Below are 14294 nucleotides of genomic sequence, written 5' to 3'. Positions count from 1 at the left end.
CATGCTTAGCAAGCCTGTAGCCTTAGTTTGCCCGTTAAAAGGTAGCCAACTCATCGAAGCTAGTGCAGGTACTGGCAAGACCTTTGCTATTTCTATTTTATATCTGCGGCTAATACTTGGCCACGGTTGTGATGAATCCGACTTCTATTATAAACTTTTACCGTCGCAAATCTTGGTAGTAACTTTTACTAATGCTGCTACAAAAGATCTGCGCAAACGTATTCGTGATACTCTAGCTAAAGCTGCGCGCTTTTTCCGCGAAGAAATCAAGCAGCCGGATGTCTTGATTGCTGACCTGCGTAACCAATATCCACCAGATCAGTGGCAGGCCTGTGCTAAACGTTTGGATATTGCTGCTCAATTGATAGACGAAGCCGCCATTTTAACCATTCATAGCTGGTGCCAGCGCATGTTGCGTGAACACTCATTAGACAGTGGTAGCTTATTTACCCAAACTCTCAAAACTGATCATAGCGATTTACTTAGTAAAGTTGTACGCGACTACTGGCGGCTATTTTGCTATTCAATGCACGGTGATGAGCTCAACTGGGTACGTAAAAATTGGAGAGATCCTGAAGCATTGATGCTGCTTATACAGGTGCAGCTCGGTAGTGCACAACAATTCAATGACACTAGAGATCCTGGTGATTTAATTAAAACCTGCCTGCAAGAACGCCGTAAAGCTTTGGTAAGTCTTAAGGCACCATGGAAGCAATGGGCTGCTGAACTGCGTGAGATATGTCTGCAAGCTGTTGTTACTAAGGCTGTAGATGGCCGCAAGATGCAAGCCCGTTACTTTGAACCTTGGTTTGAAAAGATCAGTGCCTGGGCTGTTGACGACACGCTTGAACAGCTCGATATTGGTACTGGCTTTACCCGTCTCACACCTCATGGCATGGCTGATGCTTGGAATGGTAACCCGCCATACCATGCTGGCATTAATGCCATGGTTGGGCTGAAAGTTGCCCTAGATACGCTTCCAACCCCTAACGCAGCCTTGCTGCAACACGCTACTAGTTGGGTAAGTAAACGCTTTAAAGAAGAAAAACACCGTTGTGCTGAATTTGGTTTTGACGATATGCTAAGCCATCTCAATGCCGCCCTGCAAACGAATAGTGGGGAGCGCTTAGCTAGTGCAATCCGTAAGCAGTTCCCAGTGGTTATGATTGATGAATTCCAGGATACTAATCCTGAACAATACAGTATTTTTAATAGTATTTATCGCATAGAAAAAAACTACCAAAATATTGGTCTATTTTTAATTGGCGACCCTAAGCAGGCAATTTACTCCTTTCGTGGCGCCAATATCTATACCTATTTGCACGCCAGACAGTACACCACCGGCCGTCATCACACACTCAGTACAAACTTCCGTTCTAGCCACGCGATGGTTGAAGCGGTAAACTATATATTCCAGCGTGCAGAGACTGGCCGTGGTGCATTTCTATTTCGTGAGCCGAATGGTGACAATCCGGTACCGTTTCACTCAGCGCTATCCGAGGGTTGTCAAGAGCAGCTGCTAGTAAATGGCCACATGCCACCGGCAATGAACTTTTGGTATCTGCCCACTGATGAGCCAATTAGCAACTCGGTATATCGTCATCAACTGGCAGCTGCATGTGCTACGCAAATTGTTAAACTGCTTCATAGTGGGCAGCAAGGCATAACTGGATTTATAAAAAATTCCACTTTTAAAAGCATACTTCAGTCAGATATCGCTATTCTTGTTCGCGACGGTAAAGAAGCTAAAGCTATACGCGCTGAGTTGTCTTCCCGTGGCGTGCGTAGTGTATATTTATCAGATCACGATTCGGTCTTCGCCTCTCAGGAAGCCTGCGACCTACTAGTTTTGCTTAAGGCATGTGCTGAGCCAGGCGTCGAACGCCTGCTGCGTGCAGCATTGGCTTGTGCTACCTTGAACCTGTCGTTGTCAGAGTTAGAGTGCTTGAATGATGATGAGTTGGCGTTGGAAGCCAGTGTAATATTGTTTCGTGGTTATCAAATAATCTGGCGTAACCAAGGCGTACTGCCTATGCTACGACGCTTGCTGTATGATTTTAAACTACCGCAAAAGCTGAACGCCAGCAGCGATGGTGAACGTGTATTGACGAACTTACTGCATTTAAGTGAGCTACTACAGATAGCCTCATTAGAACTTAACGGTGAACAAGCGTTAATAAGATATTTAGCCAGACATCTTAAGTCGTCTGGCCAGGTTGGCGAAGAACAGATCTTGCGCCTAGAAAGTGATGAAAAACAGGTTACAATTGTAACGATCCATAAATCTAAAGGTTTAGAATATGGTCTGGTTTTTCTGCCATTTATCTGCTCAGTTAAACCAGTAGATGGCAGCATACTGCCGCTGCGTTACTGCGACAAGCAAGGCGGATTTAAAGTTAGCCTGCAGCCGACTGCTGAGTTAATTGCTAAGGCAGACGATGAACGTCTAGCCGAAGACTTGCGCTTGCTTTACGTCGCTCTTACACGCGCAAAGCATGCCTGCTGGCTTGGTATTGCTGACCTCAAGCGTAGCAATAATAACAGCTCGGTATTGCACTTGTCAGCGCTGGGTTATTTACTAGGCTTTTATACACCGCTGGATAAATCCGCTAGCTTGGAATATTGCCTGCAGAGTATACAGGAAGGTTGCACTGCTATCCATTATACTTATGTACCAGACATACAAAATATTGTATTCCGTCCGCCGCGTAACGATGCTACCTTGCTTGCGCCATTGCTACCCAAGCGCAGGGTTTCTGAAAAATGGTCAATAACGTCCTATAGCGCGCTTCGTATTGATGACAGAATAAATGTCGCTAATCTTGATGCATCGGAAAGTTCACAAGCCAAAAAAATGTTCAATAAAGAATGCCGTGATCATGACACCTCGCGTGAGGTAGTTACGCATGGTGACGACATTCACTATTTCCCGCGCGGTTCTAATTCAGGCACATTCCTTCATGGTTTGCTTGAATGGGCTGGCAAAAATGGTTTCAATCTGAACCCAGAAGCAATCAAAAAGGCTGTACGTACCAGTTGCATCCAGCATAATTTAGAAGGTTGGCTTGTTACTATAAACGACTGGCTTAGCCACCTATTAAAAGCTTCGCTTCCGGCAGGTAATGATGTATTCACCTTGAGCGGCCTAAAGCACTATCAAATTGAAATGGAGTTCTGGTTCGCCAGCCATAAAGTCGACATACTCACTATTGATAAACTAGTGTGCCAGTATACCCATAATAATGTATCAAGAGTTGCCGCTAAACATTTTATGCTCAATGGTATGTTTAAAGGTTTTCTCGATTTAGTTTTCGAGCATGATGGACGCTATTATGTGGTTGACTATAAATCTAACTGGCTCGGCTACGATGATTCATCGTACACCTTTGATGCCATGGAGCAATCAATTCTCAAGCATAGGTATGATCTGCAATATGCACTTTATCTGTTGGCTATGCATCGTCATCTTAAGGCACGTCTTTCGAATTACGATTACGATCGCTACGTTGGTGGCGTACTGTACTTATTCTTGCGTGGCACTCGGGCCGTTAGCCATGGCGTGTTTTTTACCCATTTACCACGTGAACTTATTCAAAGCCTAGATTTACTGTTCCAGGGTAAATCAATATTATCCAAGACTGAGCCAACTTGGACACAAGAAGTTTTACTATGAACCAGTCTCCGTTACCGTTTGTGGAACTGATGCCACTTAGCTATGCTGCAGATCTGATAAAACTGCTTGAACGCTGGGTTGACATTGGCTGGCTGCGTGCATTAGATAAAGTTTTTGTCATATTTTTATATGAACTTGATCCGCAGGCTGACCCATTGGTATTACTGGCCGCTGCATTTACTAGTTACCAACTAAGCTACGGCCATGTGTGTCTCGACTTGTTAGAAACTTTAAACGCGCCAAACTTCGCTGTGTCATTAACATCCGTAGGTGATCAGCAAGCCTATGCTGTGTTGCTGCCATCGCAATTGCTTAATGGTCTCGATTACTCCAAGTGGCACCACGCACTAGGTTCTAGTCGCTTAGTCGAGCTTTCTGCTAACGATAATAGTAGCAAGTCAGCCCAAAGCCGCCCGCTAGTCTTGTCTGGTAAGCGCTTATACTTACGCCGCTACTGGACCTATGAACGGCGTGTTGATACTGCTTTGCGCTTACGTATAGCCAGTCAAAAAATAGTTCCTGCTGATTTACCGCAACGTCTGAATAACATGTTCAATCAATCACTACCTAGTGGTGTGATTGATTGGCAAAAACTAGCTTGTGCAATAGCTACTTGTAGTTCTTTCAGTGTTATTACCGGTGGCCCTGGTACCGGTAAAACTACTATTGTGGTGCGTCTTCTCGCGTTATTACAAGAACCCGCCGTGAAAGCCGGTAGCCCACTACGTATTCGTCTTGCTGCGCCTACTGGTAAAGCCGCTGCATGCCTAGCTAAATCTATTAGCCAGCAATTGAATTCTTTGAATGTATCGCTTAGTATACGAGAAAGCATTACGACTCAGGTTACCACTATTCACCGCCTACTAGGCAGCTACCCTAATACTCGACATTTCCGCCATAATATTAGCAACCCATTACTTTTGGATATGCTAGTGGTGGACGAAGCTTCGATGATCGATCTAGAAATGATGGCTAACTTGCTAGATGCTTTACCGTCTTACGCGCGTTTGGTGCTGCTCGGTGATAAATACCAACTAGCTTCTGTTGAGGCGGGTGCTGTGTTCAGTAATCTTTGCCGCGATGCCGAAGCTGATGGGTACAGCCCTGCTACATGCCAATGGCTACAAGCTATCAGTGGCAAAGATTTTAGCATCAATGACCTGCAAGAATATTTTACTGCTAATTATTCTTTAGCCCAACAAGTGATCATGCTACGCTATTCGCGGCGTTTCAGTGAAATTAGCGGTATTGGTCAACTAGCGTTTTGGGTAAATCAGCAAAATGTTGAAGAGGCGTGCAAGTTGCTCGTTACTCATAGCCATAAAGATTTATTTTACCTCAGGCTTAAAAATGAACACGATGATGCGTTTATACGCTTGGTAATAGACGGGCATAATGATAAAATCTATGGTTATCGCTATTACTTGAGCTTATTGCATAGCACGCGCCCTGCTCTCGATACGTCTTGCGACGATATTGCTTGGATTCACTGGGCGCAACAACTATTATACTCGTTTGATGCTTTCCGGCTACTCTGTGTCGTGCGCAAGGGCTCTTGGGGTGTAGAACAGCTTAATTTGCGTATCACTACTGCATTACGTAAATTGCGATTGATCACAGGTAATAAACAATGGTATGAAGGTCGTCCAGTGTTAATAACCAGCAACGATTACTGCTTGGGCTTGATGAATGGCGATATTGGTATCGCTCTCAAGCTGCCAGAAAGTGGTTGCGATTTACAAGTGCTGCGCGTGGCTTTCCCGCGGAATAACGGTCAAGCTGGCGTGCGTTTTGTGTTGCCAAGTCGTTTAAATGATATAGAAACTGCATATGCTATGACTGTGCATAAATCCCAGGGCTCGGAATTTGCCCACACTGCACTAATCCTGCCTGATACGCTGCACTCAGTACTTACCAAGGAGTTAATCTATACTGGCATTACCCGCGCTAAGCACTGGTTTAGCTTGATTGAACCGCGTAGTGGTATATTTGAGGAAGCTATACGACGCAAGGTTAAGCGTGTCAGCGGTTTGATGCTAGAGTTAAGTGCCACGCCAAACAAAACTTACTAATTGATCATTAAGTATTTTTTATGCGGTCGTATAATTTCCTATAAATAAACATAGCACACTAAACAAAGTTTACATCAGAGTAGTGCTGTTTTGATATTGTGAAGATATTATTATAAATAATACATGAAATAATTTATATATAAATGCAGCTGTCTTTTTTATTATAGGTGTAGTTTGAGTTGAAGATATATTACTGGGAACTATGCATTTCTGCACCATAAGAGTTTTTGTGTAAATTCGTACTAGCCTGGCTTCGCACTACGTAAGCTTGTACGCTCAAGTACTTATTGCATTTTCAGTTACAACACCAAATAGCCGTTTAATCAGTATTCTGTGTATTACTGTTCAGCTTAATAAGTGGGTGTTCTTATTGTTTTTCGAAATTAAAACATTTACAAGACATAAATAGCATCGCTAGCAGCGATGCTTATGCTGGTTATCGTCGCTAAGCATGCACAATTACGTCAGGATAAACCTGGAGCACTCTTATATGGTATAAATATTGCAACCTCTTAAGCGCTTAATGCTGGCAAGCTATAGAATTAGACATGGAGGCTAAAGACGAGCAGGATTATATAGTTTGGGATTTAACAATCTAGTATGTGGCGAATATGCACATAAAATATTGAGCTGAGTTCCGAAACCAGCCTCGTTAGTCAAGTGGGCTTTTAGTAAAATAGTGTTATGTTTTATGCTAAAATTACTGATTATTTATGCTAAAATCGAACTGTATTTGATATTATATTAAAATGCGTAAGTTTTTAATTACTAGTAAGTCTGGCTATATGCTTAATGGCAATATAAGCAGTGATACACTGACTAGTGATATCTTTAGCAAGTTATTTGTCCAATGTTCAAAAACTCTGGTGTTGGTTATCATAATATTAGTGGCGACATGGTTCTACCTGATGCAGATATAGCGACTTTGTACTCTTTGAGTAACGTTAACGTAGACAGGTTTATTCTAGTGAGAAAGAAAACTTAGAAGCTATGCTGTTGCTAATTATTATACATGGCAGAATAGCACTTATACAAGTACTTCGTATGAAGTTGCGCAAGGTGACTGACCGTGCTAGTCAGGTTAACGTTAATAAAATTATTATTTTTTATCTAACAAATTATCTAGTGCTGTAGTAGTCGTAGCAGGTAGCCGACTAGAGAGCTATTATGAACTAGCCTACGTTTTTAGTTTTGGATGACACAGTCAGCCTGACTGTCTTATATCGAAGCTTCTTTATAGAAACAAAGAAGCAGTTATATTTTAATGTAACTTATTGAGAGTAATTATTATTTATAGAATAGTAGTTGTTTGTTTGCTTATGATGATTTATGAGTTTTTTAGTATACATATTGATGTGTGTCAGCACACAGAGAGAAACGCTATTGTGTGCCTGGTTATATGGCTGCAACGTATTTAGATTTTTTGTATGAATTAGATTATTGTAGTTTTATCTAGCCTATACTATCGATCTTACAATCGATACTTTTGTATGTCGTAAGGTTAAATATTCTTGATTATTAATTGCGTACCGAATAGTTAAAGCGTTGCCATAAATTTTAATGTCATTGATCGCGGTGATATTAGCGTGCTTAATGTTCCATTATTTTACTATTTTGGTTTCATTGTTGACGGTTTACTTATTAATCAATTTTTTGGTAGAGAAGTTTAATACTGGTTCTATAAGTATACTTAGAACTGCATGTTGAATAAGATGCAATGTCATCAATAAATGTATTTTAGATTAGATTAGGATGGTTAAAGTGATGCTTCGCATGCTATTTAGCACTTATTAATACACAGAAGTTTTCAAGGTTTTTTACTAAAAGTGTTTAGTGCGTACGTGCTACTGCGAACTCACTTAGTTCAACCAGGGCATCTCGATACTCGCTAGTTGGTAAAGTTTCCAAGCACTGGATGGCGCGAGCAACGTAGTTGCGTGCTAGTTGTGCGGTGTATACTAGAGAACCTGAGGCTTCTATGGCGGTACGGATAGCTGACAGATCTTCTATTCCGCCTTGCTGGATAGCTTTGCGAATAAGCGCTGCTTGTTCTGGCGTGCCTTCACGCATGGTATATATTAACGGCAGGGTCGGTTTACCCTCCGCTAGGTCATCACCGATGTTCTTGCCTAAGGCCTCTGTGTCACCTTGATAGTCAAGCAGGTCGTCTACCAACTGGAACGCTATGCCAAGGTAATCACCAAATGTGCGTAGCGCTTCAGCCTTTTCGGCTGAAGCGCCACATAAGGCAGCTGCACTATGTGTCGCCGCTTCGAAAAGCATTGCAGTTTTGCCGCGAATCACATTCATGTAGGTTTCTTCGGTAGTGCTGACATCACGAATTTTTGATAGCTGCAATACTTCACCTTCGGCAATGATGCGCGTAGCTTGTGAGAGAATCTTCATAACAGGTATTGAGCCAAGTTCTACCATCATTTCGAATGAGCGCGAATAGAGGAAGTCGCCTACTAGTATACTTGGAGCAACGCCCCACATTGCATGGGCGGTCTCACGACCACGGCGCATGCCAGACATGTCAACCACGTCGTCATGCAGAAGAGTAGCGGTATGCAGGAATTCAATGGTAGCGGCCAGCAGGCGCAAGTCACCGCCTTCACGACCAAGAGCCTTACCGCATAGCAATACTAATAAAGGACGCAAGTGTTTGCCGCCAGCCGAAGTAATATAGTCGCCAATTTTAGAGACTAGCGGCACTTTAGATGTTAGCTGTTGCTTTATGATGCTATCGACAGCGCTAAAATCGTCCGCGACCGTTCGGTAGAAAGCTTGTGGTTGCATCAGCGACAATAGCTCCAGTAGAGGGTTGCGCGGGGCATGCTAGAGCCCTCACCAAGGGGTGTCAAGGAACGATAAATGGCTACTTGCATTACTAATTTATTTTGCATATGATGCACTGAAAAATATTTCAGGCAGTATCTACTTTAAACAATTACATGCATCCAATGCATCCCATGTTAGTGAATAACTGCTTTTTATTTAAAGCACTTGGTGAGCAAAATTTTTGGAGAAATGTCATGTCGTACGCAGTAATTGTTACTGGTGGAAAGCAATATAGTGTCACCCAAAATGAATACCTAAAGATTGAAAAACTTGAAGTCGCTACTGGCTCATCAATTACTTTTGATCGCGTTTTGTTGGTCACCAATGGTGATGACGTAAGAATTGGTGCTCCAGTTGTTGCTGGAGCTACCGTGACGGCTAAAGTAATCTCCAAAAACCGTAACGATAAAATCTCTATTATTAAGTTTCGTCGTCGTAAGCATTATATGAAGCGTATGGGCCATCGTCAGTGGTACACTGAGATCAAAATTACTGATATTCAGGCTTGTTAATTTTAGCCAAACTTATTCATCGCTAGGAAAATAGATTTATGGCACATAAAAAAGCTGGTGGTAGTAGCCGTAATGGTCGTGACTCAGAAGCTAAACGCCTTGGTCTAAAGATGTATGGTGGACAAAAAATCATTCCAGGCAATATTATTGTACGTCAGCGTGGCACACAGTTTTACGCTGGTTATGGTGTTGGTATGGGCAAAGATCACACTCTTTTCGCTAAAATTGAAGGAGTGATCAAGTTTGAAACCAAGGGTGCGCTCAGTCGTCGTTACGTGAGTATTGTTTCGGCTTAATTATGAGACCGCTAAAAAATTTTAGATTTAACTACTGATCATTTGTTTGTGTAAAAAGTTTTTATACAGTTCGTTGTAAGAAACCTAAGTGCTAGGTTAGCGGTACTGAACTAAAGTTACTGCTCTGTTTTTATAAAAGTTTTATATCTTAGTTACTTAAGCTTTGCCTATACGGAGAAAGGCGATTTATGCAGTTTGTTGATGAAGCTTTTATCCGAGTAAAAGCAGGCGATGGCGGTAACGGTTGTATGAGTTTTCGTCGTGAAAAATTTATCGAAAATGGCGGCCCAAACGGTGGCGATGGCGGTAACGGGGGCTCCATCTATATAATAGCCGATGCAAACCTTAACACTCTAGTTGACTACCGTTACACCAGATATTTCGATGCTAGTTGTGGTTCTAATGGTGGCAGTGCTAACTGCACAGGTAAAAAAGGCGAACATCTAGTATTGCGTGTACCGGTCGGCACTACGATCATTGACTCTTCTTCCCAAGAAGTAATTGGCGACCTAACTAGGTCTGGCCAAAATTTAATGATTGTGCAGGGCGGCTGGCATGGTTTGGGCAATACACGATTTAAATCCAGTACTAACCGCGCTCCACGTCAGACTACTTTGGGCAAACCGGGCGGGCAGCGTGACCTCAAACTAGAAATGAAAGTCATGGCTGACGTGGGCCTGCTTGGTTTACCAAATGCTGGTAAAAGCACTCTAATCCGTTCGGTGTCAGATGCTAAGCCAAAAGTTGCCGACTACCCGTTCACCACTTTGATACCAAATCTTGGTGTAGTCAAGGTCGATAGCTGGAAAAGTTTTGTCATTGCCGACATTCCTGGTTTGATTGCAGGAGCTTCTGATGGAGTAGGTCTTGGCATGCGCTTCTTGAAGCACTTGTCTCGTACCCGTTTGCTGCTACATCTCGTTGATATTGCACCGTTAGACGAGGCTTGCGCATCAGATGCTGCCGAAGTCATTATTAATGAACTTACTAAATTTAGCCCTGCTTTAGCACAACGTGATCGCTGGTTAGTATTAAACAAGTGCGATCAAATTTTAGAAGAAGAACACGAAGAACGAGTTAAGGAAATTGTTAATCATATAGAATGGAAAGGTCCGGTTTACGTGATCTCGGCTGTTCTTAAAAAAGGTACTGAGCGTCTGATCTTCGATATTGTACGTTATCTAGAAAACTGCGCTGAACGCTTGACAAATGATCAGGTATACAAGACTAAGCTCGTCGGGCTACGACGAGCAGATTAAATATAAAGATTGCATACATTTGTAATGTTCTGAATAAATAAAAGTGTTCTGTACTATAGTAGTAATAAGTCAATTTATGACATCAGCAATAATAATTAAGATGAAATATAGATAATAAAAATAGTTATAAAATTCTCTACGTGCGCAACTCATTCGTTGCTGTAGATGCCTAAACGCCGCTACTTAGATATTTAGGTGTTTGAGGTGCATGTTATTGTTGTACTGGATTACGAAACTTTTAACTTTAAGGCTAAAGATAATGTTAAGCCAAGTGTTAAATATGCTGTACTGCATTGTACAAGTTGGAAGTAGCTACTGAAAGTCTGATATATAAAAAATCTAGGTAGTGTACCTGGTACAATTATAAGCTATAAGTTTTCGCTACTGTAAGCAAGATATAGAGCTATAGTATAAGTTTAGAAATTAAGTTTTTTGAGCATACTTTACTAAAAAATTGTAGATCTTGCTAATACATGACATCCTGCCTGATCTTTAGCGCTAATTTAATTCTGTAGCATGCTGTATATGTTAGTAAAGTTCAAGTTTAATTAAGCGATCAATTATAATGATAAGATCAGCATAGACGGTGTTTATTCTGGCGACAACGCAATACTAAAATTATTGATAGCTAGGTTAGTAAAAGCCAACCTATTGTTGAGGGTTGCTAACCTCGATAGAATATTTGACGTCGACTAGCGTAATAACCCAACTCTAAGTGAGTCTATGAAGTGCGTGTTAATAACTCAGTGTTATAACACTGTACCATATCATAGTATGCGTATTCGACTTGCGCACTGTCAGGCACGATAACAGTCGACCAGCAGCGTTATGAGTTTATGATAAAACTGCTTGAGGCTTAGTAAACAATATTCAGTATGCTGTTGTCGCTGGAATGCCGATATGTTAGCAGCATACAAGCAGATTAGTGGTGTACTAGCGCTGTATGATAAAGACATATAAATTTTATCCTAGTTTGGTATGGTAAATAAGAGCATTTTATTGCTAAGTGGCATTAAATTAATTTAGATTAATTATTCTGTTGCGTTGAGATATTATTGTATATGCCTTGTTATGATTATAAAATTACTTGTAGTTTTATAATAATTACAGTGTGCTTAAAAGCATTGAGTACCTACAGCTAGGTAGGCCCAGTTCACTTTAAGTTAAATATAGAATTGAAGATGATAAAGAGATATATAACACACTAATACGTGTTAATATTTAAGACTATTGTTGATTTAGTGGATAGCGTTATCATTAATATGTAAACTTATCAGTTGGTATCTATGATTATAGGACTAACATCTATATTTAAAATAGCTAAAATGTAAAATATGTGGTATCTGAAGTTTGTCATGAGTGCTGTTTATAATCTAAATCTCAAAACTTGTAATAGACAAAAATTATTACTGGCACCATTTAATAGGCAAGTAGTGCTGATGGTTTAATGTGGCCTCTAAATGTAGCCTGACTGCGCAGTACATAAGCCTTGATAAATTTTTATCGGCAATATAAAAGTTAGTGGGTTTGACTGTGCTTAGCATGCAGTATAACCAGTTTGCAGGCTAAGCACTAGGTACCAAAGAAGAGATAAAGGAATTCTGTAGTTTGAATTACGGCGTGACATCTCTGCTGGGAAGTAAGCTGAACGTTTAAAATTATATAATTGCCATCAGCTATATCGCTTTTTTGGCCGGTGAAGGTGCTGAGTTTCCCTGAGATATTGTCTGGAATTTTGAAAAATTCTTTTTTGGCAAAGATGGACGAGTACTCGAGCGATTTTCTCTATGTATGACGCTGGATGACGAAACAATCATGCTGGCTATTAAAGGCGTTGAGTTAACTGCTTTTCTGGGCATTACCTATGTTTTGTATTCAAAATACTGTTCTAAGTATCTTGCGTCACGCTTTTAATCCACTCTTACTCAAAGATTGATAGTGTTGGTTAAACATTATACATTCATCATATTATTATATATGATGAATCCCTTTCTAGAAGGTGGCTTCAATGCTTGCATAGGTTTAACGCAAGCCATGTTAGTTGAGTGTATTGCAACTATTACCCAGCGTAGTGATGGCATGAGTCTTATAGCTGATTATTGCTTTATAGTACCTATAAATCCAAAATATATCTAGCACTATCAATACAGTGTGACTGCGAATACTAAGCTGATTACCACTAAAATATTGTGGGTAGTCACATCAAAGCTTTAAAAGCTCAAAACAATTATTTAAATATCTACACGTTTTTACGGTTAGGCCATGTTATCTGTCTAGAAAAAGTGATCGAGGTTGATACCCTATAAGCTTAAAGCTAACATTTAGAGCATTATGATTAGATAGAAACATTCAAAATAGTTATATAAGTCGTATACGATATGATTATTATAGCCATAATGATGTAATTATGGAATCAGTTAATATCGTGTAGGATTATCATCCTATCAGTATGAATTTCGCTGGAGATTAATTGTGTCTACTAGTTGCTTAGTTGACTAATTTTTTCTAGCAAGGCAGCAATAAGCTTACTGATGAATACGGTGCTAGCCTAGTTAACTATTATGAGTGGATTGTTAGTTAGCGTTTAAGCGCATACGCTATAAATTCGTTATATCTTTAAAGTAATTTAGTCAGGCTAGTATTAAAAAAGCATCTTCATCTCCACTACCCTATAGTATCGCTAGTACACAATTTTAGTTATAGTAATGTTAGTTTACGGTTAATGGATCTTAAGTCACGATAGCTAATCTCGCAGCCATAGTTTACAATACTATATTGTGATATAGTTTCCATTAGACTGGGAAGTGAAAAAATAGGTTGTCAGATATATAGTGTTAATGAGTTCTTAGCGATGCTAGATATCGCAACATAGCTGTTTTATGCAGCTACTGTTCAGTCATTTCTTATTACTGGCTATTACTAATGATTATTAGTGATATTCTGCATAGCAGATGCTGGTATCTGTATGTTATTCAGAAGAAAGTTCAAATAGTCTCAAGATTTTATCTTGAGACAGCCAGCATATATTATGCAAACATAGTGATTTATTTATTTTTTACTTGAAAGTGTTCACGTAGCGATACCATCGTGCTTAGTTGTATCAAATAGTTAGTCGTTGATGCTATGCGATAACAATCCTTGCCGCTCAAAGTGTTATTACTACAGCGGTTGTTTATTAGTTGGAATACTGCTAAAAAAATGTGTATAGTGGCCCTCTATAGCAGGCCTTACTCTGTAAGCACAGTGCTGTGCGCAACATTGGGAGTTACCAGGGCTGATTAAGCTACTGATATGCAGTATGTCTGGGTAACTAGTGTGTCTAGTGCTGCAGTAGCTTGTATATTTATGACTGGCTTTATTTAAATCTTAGATAACACTCTGTAGCGGTTAGTCGAGGAATACCTATAATTTATTATTACAATAGCTTTAGTAAGCCTTTAGTATCTAATTTATTAACTCAATGTAATAGTTATGCATGCACAACTAAAGTTACTAGTTGGCTCAGTAATCTCTCAAGGAACACTCTATGATCACGGTACTATAAACATAGTGATGATTATAACTTATAACATTTAATGTTAATGACGCTGTTTTTTGTGATTTTGAAATAATTAAGTTATAGTTTAGTACACATTATACTA

5 protein-coding genes and 2 pseudogenes are annotated in these 14294 nt (G+C 40.2%); 6 read left to right on the top strand and 1 reads right to left on the bottom strand.

The window, feature by feature from the left end:
- Position 1 precedes the first annotated feature (1 nt).
- Together recB and recD are read left to right on the top strand one after the other, a co-directional pair.
- Positions 2-3673, top strand: a complete 3672-nt coding sequence (recB, locus tag C3B55_RS04370) for an exodeoxyribonuclease V subunit beta (protein WP_129211789.1) — start codon at positions 2-4, stop codon at positions 3671-3673.
- Positions 3670-5745, top strand: a complete 2076-nt coding sequence (recD, locus tag C3B55_RS04365) for an exodeoxyribonuclease V subunit alpha (protein WP_129211787.1) — start codon at positions 3670-3672, stop codon at positions 5743-5745. Before recB ends, recD begins: the two co-directional genes overlap by 4 nt.
- Positions 5746-7575: 1830 nt before the next feature.
- Here the strand turns inward: recD and C3B55_RS04360 are convergent.
- Positions 7576-8544, bottom strand: a complete 969-nt coding sequence (locus C3B55_RS04360) for a polyprenyl synthetase family protein (RefSeq protein ID WP_129211785.1) — start codon at positions 8542-8544, stop codon at positions 7576-7578.
- A gap of 236 nt (positions 8545-8780) precedes the next feature.
- Here C3B55_RS04360 and rplU point away from each other — a divergent pair, with 236 nt between their 5' ends.
- The 4 genes and pseudogenes from rplU to C3B55_RS04715 all read left to right on the top strand — a co-directional run.
- Positions 8781-9098, top strand: a complete 318-nt coding sequence (rplU, locus tag C3B55_RS04355) for a 50S ribosomal protein L21 (RefSeq protein ID WP_129211783.1) — start codon at positions 8781-8783, stop codon at positions 9096-9098.
- Between the two features lie 38 nt (positions 9099-9136).
- Positions 9137-9394 (top strand): 50S ribosomal protein L27, encoded by a 258-nt coding sequence (rpmA, locus tag C3B55_RS04350; protein ID WP_129211781.1) that lies wholly within the window; start codon positions 9137-9139, stop codon positions 9392-9394.
- 188 nt (positions 9395-9582) lie between these two features.
- A pseudogene (gene cgtA / locus C3B55_RS04345) lies at positions 9583-10638 on the top strand (Obg family GTPase CgtA); the annotation flags it as partial.
- 1370 nt (positions 10639-12008) lie between these two features.
- A pseudogene (locus C3B55_RS04715) lies at positions 12009-12483 on the top strand (glutathione peroxidase); the annotation flags it as partial.
- Positions 12484-14294 lie beyond the last annotated feature (1811 nt).

The sequence above is a fragment of the Candidatus Pseudomonas adelgestsugas genome, from assembly GCF_004124255.1.
Lineage (GTDB): Bacteria > Pseudomonadota > Gammaproteobacteria > Pseudomonadales > Pseudomonadaceae > Aquipseudomonas > Aquipseudomonas adelgestsugas.
The sequence above is the reverse complement of the archived record's forward strand: the minus strand, read 5'-3'. Positions and strand labels throughout refer to the sequence as shown.